Below are 15,306 nucleotides of genomic sequence, written 5' to 3'. Positions count from 1 at the left end.
CGGCGGCTCCAGTTGAAGCCAGTTGAAGCCAGAAGTCAACTCAGAACAATAATTCGGACCACAAAGGTCCGCAAAAACGGGTGAATGACTGGGTCAGCCAATCATTGGCGAGGCCGGGCAAAAGGCGTGCTTTACCGCTCTTCCCGCACCTCCTTTTCCAGGCGGCTCAGCTTGCGGTCCAGGGAAATCAGAAACAGGAGCAGCCCGGCCAGCACGACCACGATAACAGCCACCACCACGTATATTTTACCGCTCTGGCGCAACGCCTCGGCCATTTCGGGCCGGGCCCCGGGCGCCTGGGCCAGGGCCTGCCATACCGGCAGCACCAGGGCCAACAGCAGCAGCAAAGCCTTCCGGCCCAAAGCTCCGGGAGCCGGGCTACGCAATTTGCTTTTCATATACTTTCAGTTTGAGCACGGAAATGCGGGTGGCAAGCTGGGCCACCCAAAAGGCGAGCAGCGTCCAGCCAATGACGGCCGGATAGAACACCAGACGCATGTCGCTGTCGAGGTCGTACCTGGCGAAGGCCGGGTTGCCGCCCGCGCCGGGATGCAGCGAGTCGGTCAGGCGTGGCAGAATATAGAACAGGGGCATGGCCACGGCGAAGGCGAAGATGTTGTAGATGGACGAAACCCGCGCCCGCTGCTGCTCATCGGTAAAGGAGGAGCGCAGCACCAGGTAAGCGCCGTAAATGAGCATGGCCACGGCCGCACCGTTGAGCTTGGGGTCGTTGGTCCACCAGGCGCCCCACGTATAGCGGGCCCAGATGCTGCCCGTAACCAGACCTACGCACCCCATCAGAATACCCGTACGGGCCGCCTCATGGGCCTTTATGTCAAACTCGGGCGTAGGCGTGCGCAGGTAGCGCACCGAGTAGTATACCGAGGCAATGAGAATGGCCGTCATGCCGAACCACATGGGCACATGGAAGTACAGGTTGCGGATACTCTCGTTGAGAATGGCCAGCCGCGGCACCGGTACCAACAGGCCCGCCACCGCTACATACAGCAGCAGTACCACAGTCAGGGCTTTCCACCAGTTTCTTTTCATGGGCTGCTAGCTATTAGCTGTTGGCTGTTAGCTTTTTAAAATCGTGGTTATATAACAGAGTGGGTCGTCAGAAGGTCAGCCATAAGCTAACAACTGACAGCTAAAAGCTTCTTTTCAACTTCTCCACAAAAACGGAAACAGCAGGTACGACACGGCCCCAACAATAAGGTTTAGGGCCACCAGGGTAAGCAGGGAGCTGCGGCTGGCTTCGAATTCAAGACCGTCGAGAGCATTTTTGGACACTTTGATGAGCAGCAGCAGCATGGGCACCATCAAAGGAAAACCCAGCACGGCCATTAGCGTGCTGCTGTTGGTGGCCTTGGCAGCAATGCCGGCCACCAGCGTGAGGGTACCCGCGAAGCCCACCGCGCCCAGCAGCACGTTGCCCACAAACAGCGGAACGTTTTGCACCGGGTTGCCCAGCACCACCGCATAAAGCGCGAAGGCGACCAGCGCCAGCCCCAGCAGCAACAGCGCGTTGTAGGCTATTTTGGCCAGAATTACGGCCTGGGGCCGCACCACGGTATAGTAGTAGAGCATCCGGCCCCGGCTTTCCTGCAGAAAGCCTTTGGCCACGGCATTAACGGCCGAGAAGAGCAGCACAATCCAGAAAAGCGCGTTCCAGGCCGGGGCCGGCAGCTGGCCGCCCCGCAACGAAAAGCTGAGGTAACAGACGAACACCGTACTGCTTACATACAGCAGCATACCGTTCAGCGCTGCCCGCTGCCGCCATTCCAGGCGGAAGTCCTTCTGCATCAATACCCAGATTTCACTTAGCAGCGCCACGGCAACTCGGCTGGTTCAACGGACCACAAAGATACAACCCAACCCCCGGACTAGCTGCCTTCCACTCCCGATTGCGTCCCGATTGCCCGCCCAAACGCACAAGGGTCGGTTTTCCTGGTTGGAAAGACCCTTGTGCGTACTTTTTGCCCTGTCGCTTCTAGAAGTCGTATCCCAGCGTACCGTAGATTTTCGGGCCTTTGGTCGTGTACTGTTCGCGGCCCCAGGCTACGTCGCCTTTCACATAGAAGCCCAGCATGGTAGTGCGGATACCGGCACCGTAACCATATAGCAGGGGGTTGGTAAAGTTGATAACCGTGGCCGAAAAGCCGCCCAAGTCTTTGATTTGGGTGTTGTTGGAATTGTTGACACTGAATGGATTGGAGCCGGAATACGTCGTACCCATGTCGCCGAAAGCCGTCAGCTGCAGGTTCCGGAAGAAGCCCGATTCGATGGGCCGCCGCGAGAAATACTGCACAATAGGCAGGCGCAGCTCAGAGTTGAAGAGCACGTACTTGCGTCCTACCCGCTTGCTGTAGTCGTAGCCCCGCAGGTTGGTAACAAACTGCTGGTAAAACATCTGGGTGGGGTCGAGCTGACTGGGGCCGGCGGCCAGCTCGCCCTTCTCGTTGATGTAGCGCGCATCGGTATACTCGTAATTCAGCCAGTTGTCCATGCCGCCGAGGCGGAAGAAGGGCGGCGTTGCGCCCCCCCCGATGTACTGCCCAAAACTGGCCCGGTTGGCCCAGATGAGCTGGCGGTGCAGCTTCTGGTAGTGGCGTAAATCAACGGTGAGCTTGGTGAAGCCCGAGTTGCGGCCGCTCAGGTCGCGCAGCTGGTTGATACCGGCCTTCATGCGTGTACCCTGCAGCATGTTGATGCCGGTAATCACCGAGTTATCAAATACCAGCTCGGCTTCACCGCCCAGGTAGCTGGTGTTCACGTCGTTGGCATTCACCAGGTCGCCATAGGTGCGCCGGCTCACATTCACGAAGCGCGGGCCCAGGCGCACGCTCAGGTTGTGGGTAAGCGGATAGGCCAGGGTGGGCGCAATCTCGTGGCGGCCGTAGCGCACCCGGCTGTTGGGGTCGAGGTCCGGGAAGTAAGCCTGCTTCTGATAACGAATACTCCAGTCGTAGCGGTGCCTGAGGTTGGTGTACTCGGCAAAAATATTGCTCGTACTCAGGTCGGTGAGGGCGAAGATGCCCGCCTGAATCCGATGATCCTCCATCAGGTCCGACATGTTTACCTGAGCCGAGAAGCCCAGCCCCAACAGCGGGTCCGAAGTCAGCGTCGATACCACATTATCAATGCTGAAGGGCGTACCATAGCGGAAAGGCCCGGCCAGTGTAGCTGCCTCGGCGGGGGCGGCCTTGGGCAGGGCTACCACGGTGGCGGCCCGGCGCCGGTTGGGCGCCGGCGCCGATGCCCGCGAGGCCGGAATATCCTCGTCGAATTCGTAGTCGTTAGGGTTCACGCGGTTTCCCACGGCTTTATCGGCGGCCTTCTGAGCCGGAGCCGGAGCCACGGGTGCGGGGGCCGTATCGGGTGGAGCGCTACCCTGGGCACGGGCCACGGTAGGTCCGGGCCGGTTGGGAATCGGGGCTTTAGCCGGCCGCGAACGTTCCTCCAGAATTTCCTGACGGGCCGTTTTGTACAGTTTCAGGCCGGTGGGCAGGGTATAGCTGGGGTAGAGGTAGGCGTTGCTACGGCCGTCGGACGTGGCCGTGAGGCCCAGCGCGCCGGTTGCGGGACTGTAGTCGAACTCGTGCACACCAGCCAGAAAGCTGGTTACGGGCTGGTAGTCGCGGGCACTGAACGAGTAGCGGTAGATGCTGCGCACGCCGCTTTCCTCGCTCACAAACAACACCTCATCGTTGCTCAGGGGCCGGGGGCGGGTTTCATTGGAAATCGTGCCGACCAAAACTTCTACCGGCTGCGGGCGGCCGTCGAGGTGGTAGCGGTACAGGTCGTAGTTGTCCACCACCGAGGCAAACGAGCCGCGGGCCGTACCGGCCGAATCGAGCCAGCGGTTGGAGCTGAATATCAGGCTCTGGCCGTCGGGCATGAACACAGGCTCCACATCGTCGAACACGTCGTCGGTGAGTTTTTCGGGCGTCCGGCTACCGGCCCGCAGCAGGTACAGGTCGCTCTGGCCCTGGCGCACGCCGCCAAATACCACCGACTTCCCATCGGCCGAATAATTAAGGGCCGTTACCTGCGAAAAGGGCGAAAACAGCGAAGTGCGGCGCCCAAAGCGGGGTAGCAGGCTGCTAAGGCGGGCCGTCAGGTTGCTCAGGCCACCATTAGCTTCGCGCAGCTGCAGCACCAGCTGGCCACGCTGCTCCTCCACTATGGCCACCTGCTCGTTGCCGCGCCAGGCCAGCAGCGGAAGCCGCGTTTCCACCCGCTGGTCGGGCGTTTTGTAGCCGCCGCGGTGCAGCACGTCGCGGCCGCGGCCGTTCTGGTCTACTACCAGCACCCGGTAGCGGCCCCGGTCGTTCTGCACGTAAGCTAAGCGCTTGCCATCGGGACTGAGCACGGGTTGGCTGTAGCGCACATTGCGGCGGTTGCGGCCGGCCAGGCTGTTTTTTTCGTCGAGCTCTTGAAAAGGCGTGAGCGGCTGGGCATTGAGTTGGCGATAATACGCCAGCCAGTCCTTCAGAAACACCTTGTAGGGCACGTTCAGCGAGGAGCTGATGCCCACTTCCACATCGCGGGTAATGCGCGTAAGGTTGAGAATGTTCTGAACGCTGGTGTAGCCGTAGCGCTCGGCAATGTAGTTCCACACGCTCTGGCCAGCCAGCTCGGGGTTGCGCAGAAAGAACGGGGCCGTCCGGCTGCCTTCGTTTTCCTGCAGCATGGTGCGCATATAGTCGTCCATCTCCACGCTCCAGCCCTGGGCCGCGTAGGCCGAAGCCCCCCCGATAAACCAATCGGGCAGTTGCAGCAGGTAGCTGCTCTGGATAACTTCGCGGAGCGAGCCGCCATACATCATGTCGTTGAGCAGCACCTCGGTAACGCGTTTGCTCAGTTCCTGCTTGAACTCTGTCTGGGTTCCCTGAAAGGCAATCTGCACCTTGGTGGAGCGGGCCAGGGAGGTTTCGCCGCCGCTGGTATATTTCTCAGGAGCCAGCCCCACATTGCTCTGCCGCAGGTCGCCCACCGAATTGAAGAGCATAACGGTGGTTTTCGAATACGGATAGTACCCAATCAGTCCGGTAATGCGCTGGAGCTCCTTTTCGGCGTACTCGGCCGCGTGGCGGGCGTTGGCTTCGCCGCCGGCATAGTAGTACACGGTAAAGTTCTGGGTGCTGAACTGCAGCCAATCGAAGCTTTTGTACTGGATCCGGACCCGCCCAAAGGGTTCCTGGGCGGTCTGGGCCCGGGCTGCGGGGGCAGCGGCCAGCAGCCCGGCCAGCAGCAGCACCGAACCGGCAGGCCGCGCCAGCGTCGGCCGGAAAAGAAAGGATAGGTGCTTCATATCAAAAACCGAGAGCGGGAGACGGATGGATAGGGCAATACAACTAAAGAGACAGATCGTTATGCTGGGCGGTGCGTCGAATGGCGTTTGTCCAGTTTCTTCTTCACAAAAACAAAGTAACCAAATCCGGCTACTTCGCCGCCGGGCCTGCCGGGTACAACGAAATATACCGCCGGATATTGACTTCGGGCCAGGGCTCTACGTCGTTTTCCAGCCAGTCGGCCATTACCTGGGCCAGCCGGGGCGCCAGCATCACACCCTTCGAGCCCATGCCATTGAATACGTGCAGCCCCGGCGTTTCGGGGTGCGTACCCAGCAGCGGCTTCCGGTCGCGGACGGCCGGCCGCACCCCGGCCCGCTGATCCAGCACCCGGAAGGGCTGCGGCGTGAGCTCGGAAAGGCGCTGGCCAAGCTCCTCACGGGCCTCGGCCGTAATGCCCGCCGCGAAGGGCGGCCAGCGGTAAGTAGCCCCCACCCGCAGCCGGTTGCCTCCCAGCGGCACCACGTAGGCGCTTTTGTTGAGCACCGTATCGGCCGGCAGGCCGACACACTCCACCGTCAGTACCTCGCCCTGGTTGGGGGTGAGGGGCAGCCAGCTGAAATACGGATTCTGGATGGTGGCCGCGCCTTCGCAGCTGACAACGTGCCTGGCCTGCACCCGGCCCGCGTAGCGGAAGCCACCGGCCGGCTTGGCAACAAGGGCCGCCCAGTCAAAAGTTTCGTGCTGCAGCCAGCCTGCTTCCAGCCCTTCGGTGGTCAGGGCGGTAAGCAGCTCTTCTACCAGCACAAAGCCCCCGCGCCGTACCAGCAAACCGCCAAACTGCGGGCTCACGCCCGGCAACGGCGGCAGCGCACCCACCGAAACGTCATCCACGAAGTCGAGCCAGGGGCGGTCGGCGCTGCGGGCCAGCAGCGCATTCTGCTCCTGCACCGACGAGAAAAACTTGGCAATGGGCAGGGCCTGAAAAAACAGCCGGCCCAGCCGCTGCTCCTGGGCCTGGTAAAAAGCGGTGGCAGCCGTCAGCAGCTCGTCGGCGCGCCAGGCCAGCGCGAAGCGTTTGCCGGCCACCGGGTTCATAAGGCCCGCCGCCACCCGCGAGGCCGAGTCGGGCTGGGGCGTATCGAGCACGAGCACAGTGCGGCCCCGCCCGCGCAATTCGGCCGCCAGCGTGGCCCCGGCAATGCCGTAACCGATAATCAGGTAGTCAACGTGTAGCATCAGGGGGCAAGGTAGGTTAGGGGAAGTTGAGTTGGCGCAACGTAGGGGCGGGGCTTGCCCCCGCCCGCCGTTAAACGAAATCGGTGAACCGCCCTCGTTTGATTCGTTCACTGGCTTCGTTCTGGCGGCGGGCGGGAGCAAGCCCTGTCTCTACCTCGTTCTGACAACCCCACCAACCCAAAATCCACTTATCTTGCCCTTTCAAAACATTTCTCCCCTGCCATGACCGTTGCCGGCTTCACTTTCAACCCGTTTGCCGAAAACACGTACCTGCTCTCCGACGAAACCGGCGAGGCTGTTATTGTTGACCCCGGCTGCTACGAGCCGGCCGAGCAGCAGGCGCTGCGCCAGTACATCGAAGACCAGAAACTGCGCGTGGTGCTGCTGGTGAACACCCACGCCCACATCGACCATGTGCTGGGCAACCAGTTTGTAATCGATACTTATAAGGTGCCTTACCTGCTGCACGAAGCCGACTTTGCCACGCTGCGGGCGGTACCGACCTACGCGTCCAACTACGGGTTTCCGCGCTACCAACCCGCCGAGCCCACCGGCCAGCTGCGGGCCGGCGAAGCTGTGCGCTTCGGCACTACAGAGCTGGAAGTACGCTTTGTACCCGGCCATGCCCCCGGCCATGTGGTATTTTACCACGCGCCCACCAGCACCGTTATCGGCGGCGACGTGCTGTTTCAGGGCAGCATCGGGCGCACCGATTTGCCCGGCGGCGACCATGCCACGCTCATTGCCAGCATAAAAAGCCAGCTGCTGCCCCTGCCCGACGATACGGTGGTGTATCCCGGCCACGGCCCCGCTACTACTATTGGCCAGGAGCACCGCACTAATCCGTTTCTGACGTAGCGGCGTTTTCTGCGTTTACTTGCCATCTGGCCCTGAGCGCCGGACAAGCGGCGTTTTTACCAGAGCTGCCTCGTCCCTACTCTCTCAAGCCTCCCCACTAAACTTACACGTGAAAAAACATATTCCCAACGCCGTTACCTGCCTGAATCTGTTTTCGGGCTGTCTGGCGCTACGTTTCATTTTCGCCGATGAGCTTGTGCTGGCGGCCTATTTTGTGGCGCTGGCGGCGTTGTTCGACTTCTTCGACGGGCTGTTGGCCCGGGCCCTGCACGTATCGTCGCCGATTGGCAAAGACCTGGATTCGCTGGCCGACGTGGTATCGTTCGGGGTGGTGCCGGGCGCGTTCCTGTACGCACTGCTGAGCCAGGCCGGGGCCGACCTGCCCGACTGGCTGCCTTACGCGGGCTTTATCTTAACGGTATTTTCGGCCCTGCGCCTGGCCAAGTTCAACAACGACACCCGCCAGTCCGAATCGTTTATTGGGTTGCCGACACCGGCCTGCACACTGGTGGTGGCCTCGCTGCCACTCATTCTGGCCAACGACCATTTTGCCCTCACTCCCTACCTACTCAACCCCTGGCTGCTGCTGGGCCTCACGGCCCTGCTGTCGGGGCTGCTGGTAGCCGAAATCCCGCTTTTTGCTCTTAAATTCAAATCTCTGAACTGGCAGGCAAACAAGCAGCGGTTCGTGTTTCTGTTGCTAAGCCTGGGGTTGCTCATCATCCTTGGGGCAGTGGCCGTGCCACTCATCGTGTTTCTATACGTACTGCTCTCGGTGCTGAGCCCGGCCAACGTATCCGTGCCAGCGGCCTGAGCCGGGGCAGGCAATCCGGGTCGGGGGCTATCTTCGTTTACCTAAGCAGACCTTTTTGCTCGCTACTTCTTGCCTCGGGCGCAATAATTTGCGGCCGGCGCTGTTATCATTTGGGCTGAACTGTATTGCCGGCCAACCTGTTGGCATTTCTGGTTTATCTCCCGGCTTTTCTTGTGTTGTGCGTATGCGTTTTTCTACGGTCTGGCTGCTGATTACGTTCCTGGTGCTAGGCGCTATGATCCCACGGGCTCAGGCGCAGGTTGGCGAGCAGACTTACCGCGGGCGCATCACCTGGACTGGTACCGTGCCGGTGGGCGTCAAGGGTCAGAAACGGCTGGTGCCCGCCTTCCGCGGGGCCGCTTTCGACACCGAGGAGCAGGTTGGTACGCTGTTGGTGCGGCTGGCTGGCACCGTAACCGCGGGCCAGCTCATCGAAACGCAGTATGAGCCCCTGCTGCCCGCCCAGGCAGGCCAGCTCGATTTAACGGCTCTGCCCCCCTCGCCGCTGGTGAAGCTGGTAGCGGGCACCGAGGCCCGTCAGCCGGTTACCCTCCTGCGCCTGCAGCCGTTGCGCCGTAACCCGCAAACTGGCCAGGCCGAGCGCCTTGTAAGCTTCGGCTACACCTATAGCGCTACCGGCCGCCGCCCCGGGGCCACCCGCACGTATGCCCGCACTTCGGTTCTGAATCAGGGAGAGTGGTTTAAAATAGGCGTACCAACCAACGGTATTTTCAAGCTTGATAAGGCTACCCTCAAGAGCTTCGGGCTGGAGAACTTCGACCCGGCCCGGCTGCGGCTGTTCGGCAACGCCATGGGCACGCTGCCCCAGGCCAATAGCGCCTACCGCCCCGACGATTTGGTGGAAAACGCCATTCAGTTCGTGGGCAACACCAACGCCACCTTCGACAACGACGAGTACTTCCTGTTTTACGCCCGCGGCCCGCACACCTGGAGTCGCGAGGGCCTAAGCACCCGCTTCCGCCACCAGCTCAACCCCTACACCGACACGGCCTATTACTTCCTGACGGTGGGCGCCTCGGCCGGCCGCCGGGTAGCACCGGCACCGGCCATTAGCGGTACGCCGGGTGCCCGCATCAGCACGTTTACCGACCGGCAGTTTTATGAGCGTGACCTGCTCAATCTCAAGAAAACGGGCCGCACCTGGGTGGGTGAGGCCTTTTCGGGCCGGCCCGAGCAAACCTTCACGCTCCCCGTCGCCGACCTGGTGCCGGGCTCTACGGCCCAGATTACCTCAGCCGTAGTGGCTGCCTCGGCGGCTGCTACCGTGTTTCAGCCCAGCGTAAACGGGCAAGCCCTACCTGCCCAGGTAGTGCCGGGCTTCAGCTGCTCCAGCGGCCTCTACTGCTACCCCGAAGCTGCCAATACCAACCGCAGCATTCTGCCTTACCAGGTACCGGCCACCTCCCCCACTGACCTCAAAATAACGCTCAGCTTCAACAGCGGCGACAACCCCGGCGCGCAGGGCTACTTGGATTACCTCGAAGTGAATGCCCGCCGCCAGCTGCGCCTGACCGGTGGCCTGCTGCAATTCCGCAGCCTGGAAAATCTGCTGCCCGGCGCCATCAGTCAGTTCGAGCTGGGCAACGCGGGTGGCGCCACCATCTGGGATGTCAGCAACCCCCGCCGCCCGGCCGCTGTGGCCGCCGCCAATGGCACGTTTCTGGCCCGCACCGATACTATCCGCGAGTTTGTAGCCTTCACCGGCACTGAGTTTCCGGCGCCCCGCGGCTTTGGCAAAGTGGCCAACCAGAACCTGCACGCCCTCAACCTCGATGGCCGGCTGGAGCTGTTGATTGTAGCGCACCCCCGTTTTCTGCAGGAAGCCAACAAGCTGGCCGCCCACCGCACCAGCCGCGACGGCCTGAATGCGCAGGTGGTGAACGTGCTGCAGATTTACAACGAGTTCGGCTCGGGTGGCCAGGACGTAACGGCCATCCGCGACCTGATGAAGATGGTGTATGACCGCAACACCAGTGGCCGCCGTCAGTACCTGCTACTGTTCGGCGACGCCTCCTACGACTACAAGGCCGACCCAACCAACAAAACGGAGGAGTTGCCAACCTGGTGGTCCAGCCGCCAGCCGGCCAACGCCAACCAAACCAATCAGAATTTCGTGCCGGTCTATGAGTCGGAGGAGAGCTTCGACTTAGTGATGGGCAACCGCCCCAACGGCCAGGGCCTCACCTATTCGTCCGACGATTACTATGGGCTGCTCGACGATTCGGAAGGGGCCTGGCTGCCGGGCTCCAGCAACGAGCTGCTCGACATAGCCGTGGGCCGCCTGCCGGTGAGCACCACTGAGCAGGCCGCCCGCGTAACCCAGAAGCTGATTGACTACGACAGCCCCGCCGGCTACGGCAAGTGGCGCAACCGCCTCACCTTTCTGTCCGACGACGGCGACAACAACCTGTTTGTGTACTACAGCGAGGAGCTGGCCAACCCGCTCGATACGCTGGCCGCCGCCCGCAGCTATAATGTGTACAAGCCCTACCTCGACCTGTTTCCGCAGGTGCAGCTGGCGGCAGGCGAACGGTCGCCGGCGGCCGAAAAGGCCGTTGATGAGGCCTTCGAGCAAGGCTCGCTGCTGATCAACTACATCGGCCACGGTGGCCCCATAAGCCTGGCGCAGGAGCAGATTATAACTAAAACCTCCATCGGAAACCTGAAGAACGACACCCGGCCCACGTTCATGTTCACCGGCACCTGCGACTTCAGTACCTACGACGACCCCAACCTTACTTCGGCCGGCGAGCAGTCGTTGGTTGAGGTGAAGGGCGGAGCCATCGGCCTGCTCACCACCACCCGCGTGGTGTACGCCGACCGCAACCAGGCCCTGGCAGTCGCATTTTTCAACGACCTGTTTCAGCCCCGGCCCGATGGTACGATGCCGCGCATCGGCGACGTCTGCCGCACGGCCAAGAACATTGCCGTAATCGGCGACAACAACCGCAACTACGCCCTGCTCGGCGACCCATCCATGCGCCTGGCGTATCCCGAACAAACGGTAGCCCTGACTGAAATTGATGGCAAGCCGGTAACGCAGAGTATGCCCGACACCCTGAAGGCGCTGCAGCAGGTCACGCTGAAAGGCGAAGTCCGGCGTGGCGGGCAACTGAATCCGGCCTTTGTGGGTACGGCCAACGTGCAGGTATTCGAGAAGCAGGCCACCGTGAAAACGCTCGGCAACGAAGATGTGCCTCAGGCCGTTCAGCTGCGCGAAAACATCCTCTACGATGGCCCGGCCAGCGTGCAGAGTGGCAAGTTCAGCCTGCAGTTTGTAGTACCCAAAGACATCAACTATAGCGTAGGCCTGGGCAAAATCAGCCTCTACGCCGCCGACCCCACCAACCGCACCGATGCCCAGGGCCAGCGTCTGGTGCCCATCGGCGACGTGGCCCCGCTTACGGCCCGCGACACCATTGCGCCCCGCATCAGCCTGTTTATGGATAACGAGCAGTTCGTTTCGGGTGGCCTGACGGGCCTCAGCCCCACGCTGTTGGCTGTGCTGCGCGATGCCAGCGGCATCAATACGGCCGGCACCGGTATCGGCCACGACCTCACGCTCACGCTCGACGGCGACGCCAGTAAGGTGCTGGTGCTTAACTCGTCGTATACGGCCAAAACCGACAGCTTCCAGGTGGGCCGGGTGCGCTACGAGCTCAAGGACCTCACGCCCGGCCCCCACGAGCTGCGCCTCAAGGCCTGGGACACCTGGAACAACTCGGCTGAGCAGCGCCTCGAATTCATTGCCGCCCCCACCGACAAGCTGGCGCTGCAGCACGTGCTTAACTACCCCAACCCGTTCGCCCGGAACACGACCTTCCACTTCGACCACAACCGCAGCGGTCAGGACCTCGACATTCAGGTGCAGATTTTCTCGGTGGCCGGCCGGCTCGTGCGCACGCTGCAGGGTACGGCCCTGGGTAGCGGCTCGCACGTGGCCGCTCTAAGTTGGGACGGGCGCGACGAGTACCAGGACCAGCTGGCCCGCGGCGTGTACGTATACCGCGTAACAGTGCGCACCCGCGCGGCTAACGGCACCGATACTTCCACGGCCTCCAAATATGAGAAGCTGGTGCTACTCAATTAATCTGCTTTTCCGGCTTTTCGTTACTTTTCGACTCCGTATCCTTCTCCCTCCCCTATGATTCTGCCCCACTTGTCCCGGCGTTTGGTATTGCTCCCTGGCCTGCTGTGTCTGGCCGCCGCCACCGCGCATGCCCAAGACCAGCATACCATCACCACGGCCGTGCCCATCCTCACCATCAGCCCCGATTCACGTTCCTCGGCGCTGGGCGAGGCGGGTGTAGCCATCAGCCCCGATGCCAACGCCGGCTTTTACAATCCCGGCAAGCTGGGTTTTGTGCGCTACCAGCACAGCGCCTCGCTCTCCTATACCCCCTGGCTGGCCAGCATCACCAACGATATGGGCCTGGGCTATCTAAGCGGCACCACCAAGCTCAGCGACAGAAGTACACTGTCGGCCAACCTGATGTATTTCGATTTGGGTCAGATCAATTACCGCGATGACCAGGGTATTTCCAAGGGAGATTTTAACCCCAAGGAATATGCCCTCACAGTGGGTTACGGCCAGAAGCTGAGCGACAAATTCGGCGTGGGCCTCAATGTGCGCTATGTACGCTCAAACCTCACTGGAGGAAGTAGCGGTATCGACTCCAACCCCGCCAATGCCGTCGCCGTCGACCTCGGCGCGTACTACACCACCGACCTCACCATTGGAGCCGGCGACTATAACCTGGCCTTTGGCGGCGCTGTTTCCAACATCGGCAACAAAATCACTTACACCGACCCTACAAACGCGGATTTCCTGCCGACCAATTTGAAGCTGGGCACCGCCATTACCAAGGAACTCGACCCCTACAACAAGCTAACATTTAGCTTTGATGCCAACAAGCTACTGGTACCTTCCCCTTACTACGAAGATGGCGTGGCCTCCAGCAACCCGGCTATAAAGGCTGAAAACGACAAGCGCCGGGGCTACGGCATCGTGAAGGGCATGACCAGCTCATTCAGCGACGCACCGGGCGGCTTCAGCGAGGAACTCAAGGAAATCAACCTCTCGGCCGGCCTCGAATACGCTTACAACGACCTGCTGATGGTGCGGGCCGGTTACTTCTACGAGAACCCTACCAAGGGCGACCGGCAGTACCTGAGCTTTGGAGCCGGCGTGCGCTACCAGGTGTTTGGGGTTGATGGTACGTACTTGGTACCCAACTCCAAGGCCAACCCATTGTCGCAAACATTACGGGTGTCGCTACACTTTAACTTCAACGAACTGAGCGAAGCCTTCGGCCCATCCGACAGCCCGGTTAACTAATTCTTCCCCTTCTTTGCAAAGTTGTCATTCCGAGCGAGGCGAGGAATCCGGCCGAACGCCATCGAACAATTCCGTTCGGCGTTTCATCCCGGATTCCCTGCTTCGCTCGGAATGACAGCTTTTCAGCCTACCTAACTCAACTGATTTGATACTCGACCGAACCATAGCCCCTCCTGTTCAGCCGCTGGCCCGCGTAACGCTGCCTGCGGCTGATGTACTTTCGCTCCCCAACGGCGCCCGCCTGCATGTGCTGCGCAACGATGCCCAGCCCGTAGTGCGCCTGCAGGTAGTCTTCCCGGCCGGTAAGTGGTATGATCCTTCGGCAGGTGTTTCGTTGCTGGCAGCCCGGCTGCTGCTCGAAGGCACCGCCACCCGCACGGCCCGCCAGATTGCCGACGAGGTAGCCTTCTTCGGAGCCTCGCTGGAATGCGAGCAGGGCTTTGATCGGGCTACGCTTACGCTATACTGCCTCAGCCGCCACCTGCCGCAACTTATGCCCTTAGTGCAGGATGTACTCACAGCTCCCACCTTTCCCGAAACAGAGCTGGCTTTAGTGAAGACGCGCACTATCCAGAACGTGCGGGTAGAACGGCAGAAAACCAGCTACCTCGCCTCCGAGAGCTTCTCTCGCCACCTCTTTGGTCCGGGTTACCCCTACGGGGTCACCTTCGATGAATCCGTATTTCAGGACATTACCTCCGACCAGGTCCGCCACTTCTACCAGCAGCACTATAACTTTGCGCAGGCCGAAATATTCCTATGCGGCGACGTGACCAACGAGCACGTAGCTCTGCTTACAGAGCAGTTGGGAGCCCCGGCCGGCACCTTGGCTAAGGCTGCCGCTACCGTGCCCCCTCCCTCCATTTTGGCTCCGCAAGACTACGTAACTGTAGACGGAAGCCTACAAGCTTCCTTACGCATTGGCCGCCTCTGGCCTGCTTCAAGCCATCCGCAAACCCACGCCCTTCAGGTACTGGTGAAGGTTTTGGGAGGTTATTTCGGCTCGCGCCTGATGAAGAACATTCGCGAGGATAAAGGCTTCACGTACGGTATCTATGCCAGCGTACATCCACGCGAGCATGCTACCAGCTTCGTCATCGGTTCCGATGTGAATGCTGCCAACGCACCTGCCGCCATCGAGGAAATACAAAAGGAACTGCGCCGACTGCAGGAAGAACCGATACCCCTAACGGAGTTGCAGACCGTAAAGAACTATATGAGCGGCAAGTTTGCCAACGAGCTCAGCACCGTTTTTGAGCAGTGCGACAAGTATAAGAACCTGGTATTCTACAATTTACCAGCCAGCTATTACTCCGACTTCGTAGCTCAGGTGCAAGCCACCAATGCGGCCACGCTGCAGGAACTGGCCCAGCAATACCTCTCCTCGGGAAGCATGGTGGAGGTAGTGTCGGGCCCGAAGTGGTAGCCCGCGTCACTGCCCTGGTAAAGCCCAGCAGGCCCGTTTCCTCACCTTGAGGGAACGGGCCTGCTCGCTGGCAGCCATCGCCAGCCGCCGCCAGCCTTGGCGTGGGCGTACGACGGGTAGCTATAAACGCGAGCTGCCCCGCGCATCCCGCCTTGGAAGGCATAGGACGCTGCGGGGCAGCAAGCGTGATAAGGTTGGCGGCGACCGACTCTCCCACCGATGAAGGCAGTACCATAGGCGCTCCGGGGCTTAACGACTCTGTTCGGAATGGGAAGAGGTGAACACCCGGGCTAAAGCCACCATTATCAATTCA

Annotated in this window: 10 protein-coding genes and 1 rRNA gene; 5 read left to right on the top strand and 6 right to left on the bottom strand. The window is 61.0% G+C overall.

Annotated features, from left to right (window positions below):
• Positions 1-131: 131 nt before the first annotated feature.
• From D0N36_RS17910 to D0N36_RS17890, 5 genes are all read right to left on the bottom strand, one after another.
• Positions 132-398 carry a CcmD family protein gene (locus D0N36_RS17910; RefSeq protein WP_116943197.1) on the bottom strand — a complete coding sequence of 89 codons (267 nt, stop codon included), beginning with the start codon at positions 396-398 and terminating at the stop codon, positions 132-134.
• Positions 379-1,050, bottom strand: a complete 672-nt coding sequence (ccsA, locus tag D0N36_RS17905; protein ID WP_116943196.1) for a cytochrome c biogenesis protein CcsA — start codon at positions 1,048-1,050, stop codon at positions 379-381. The genes D0N36_RS17910 and ccsA overlap by 20 nt, the downstream gene beginning before the upstream one ends.
• A 114-nt stretch (positions 1,051-1,164) precedes the next feature.
• Positions 1,165-1,806: a heme exporter protein CcmB gene (locus D0N36_RS17900; protein WP_116943195.1), complete on the bottom strand. Its 642-nt coding sequence runs from the start codon at positions 1,804-1,806 to the stop codon at positions 1,165-1,167.
• A gap of 187 nt (positions 1,807-1,993) precedes the next feature.
• Complete coding sequence (locus tag D0N36_RS17895; protein WP_116943194.1) at positions 1,994-5,317, bottom strand: TolB-like translocation protein; 3,324 nt, start codon at positions 5,315-5,317, stop codon at positions 1,994-1,996.
• A gap of 130 nt (positions 5,318-5,447) precedes the next feature.
• Positions 5,448-6,536 carry an NAD(P)/FAD-dependent oxidoreductase gene (locus D0N36_RS17890; protein WP_116943193.1) on the bottom strand — a complete coding sequence of 363 codons (1,089 nt, stop codon included), beginning with the start codon at positions 6,534-6,536 and terminating at the stop codon, positions 5,448-5,450.
• Between the two features lie 222 nt (positions 6,537-6,758).
• On the opposite strand from D0N36_RS17890, the gene D0N36_RS17885 reads away from it, so the two are divergent.
• From D0N36_RS17885 to D0N36_RS17865, 5 genes are all read left to right on the top strand, one after another.
• Entirely contained in the window at positions 6,759-7,394 is a 636-nt protein-coding gene (locus D0N36_RS17885; protein WP_116943192.1) for an MBL fold metallo-hydrolase, read from the top strand.
• Positions 7,395-7,503: 109 nt separating this feature from the next.
• Entirely contained in the window at positions 7,504-8,208 is a 705-nt protein-coding gene (gene pssA / locus D0N36_RS17880; RefSeq protein ID WP_116943191.1) for a CDP-alcohol phosphatidyltransferase family protein, read from the top strand.
• Positions 8,209-8,392: 184 nt separating this feature from the next.
• The gene (porU, locus tag D0N36_RS17875) at positions 8,393-12,319 is read left to right on the top strand and encodes a type IX secretion system sortase PorU (protein WP_116943190.1); all 3,927 of its coding nucleotides are present in this window, start codon (positions 8,393-8,395) and stop codon (positions 12,317-12,319) included.
• 81 nt (positions 12,320-12,400) lie between these two features.
• Entirely contained in the window at positions 12,401-13,567 is a 1,167-nt protein-coding gene (porV, locus tag D0N36_RS17870) for a type IX secretion system outer membrane channel protein PorV (RefSeq protein ID WP_242478991.1), read from the top strand.
• Positions 13,568-13,712: 145 nt separating this feature from the next.
• Complete coding sequence (locus tag D0N36_RS17865) at positions 13,713-14,993, top strand: M16 family metallopeptidase (RefSeq protein WP_116943188.1); 1,281 nt, start codon at positions 13,713-13,715, stop codon at positions 14,991-14,993.
• Between the two features lie 192 nt (positions 14,994-15,185).
• Here D0N36_RS17865 and rrf read toward each other — a convergent pair.
• Positions 15,186-15,297 (bottom strand): 5S ribosomal RNA (rrf, locus tag D0N36_RS17860).
• Between the last annotated feature and the right edge of the window lie 9 nt (positions 15,298-15,306).

Origin of the sequence: Hymenobacter lapidiphilus (genome assembly GCF_003417065.2) — a bacterium.
Classification (GTDB): Bacteria; Bacteroidota; Bacteroidia; order Cytophagales; family Hymenobacteraceae; genus Hymenobacter.
The sequence above is the reverse complement of the archived record's forward strand: the minus strand, read 5'-3'. Positions and strand labels throughout refer to the sequence as shown.

Bases quoted from the DNA above. Each gene is read 5' to 3' on its own strand.
- D0N36_RS17890 (WP_116943193.1), bottom strand. From the start codon at position 6,536: ATGCTACACGTTGACTACCTGATTATCGGTTACGGCATTGCCGGGGCC.
- D0N36_RS17900 (WP_116943195.1), bottom strand. From the start codon at position 1,806: ATGCAGAAGGACTTCCGCCTGGAATGGCGGCAGCGGGCAGCGCTGAAC.
- D0N36_RS17885 (WP_116943192.1), top strand. From the start codon at position 6,759: ATGACCGTTGCCGGCTTCACTTTCAACCCGTTTGCCGAAAACACGTAC.
- D0N36_RS17910 (WP_116943197.1), bottom strand. From the start codon at position 398: ATGAAAAGCAAATTGCGTAGCCCGGCTCCCGGAGCTTTGGGCCGGAAG.
- D0N36_RS17895 (WP_116943194.1), bottom strand. From the start codon at position 5,317: ATGAAGCACCTATCCTTTCTTTTCCGGCCGACGCTGGCGCGGCCTGCC.
- ccsA (WP_116943196.1), bottom strand. From the start codon at position 1,050: ATGAAAAGAAACTGGTGGAAAGCCCTGACTGTGGTACTGCTGCTGTAT.
- porU (WP_116943190.1), top strand. From the start codon at position 8,393: ATGCGTTTTTCTACGGTCTGGCTGCTGATTACGTTCCTGGTGCTAGGC.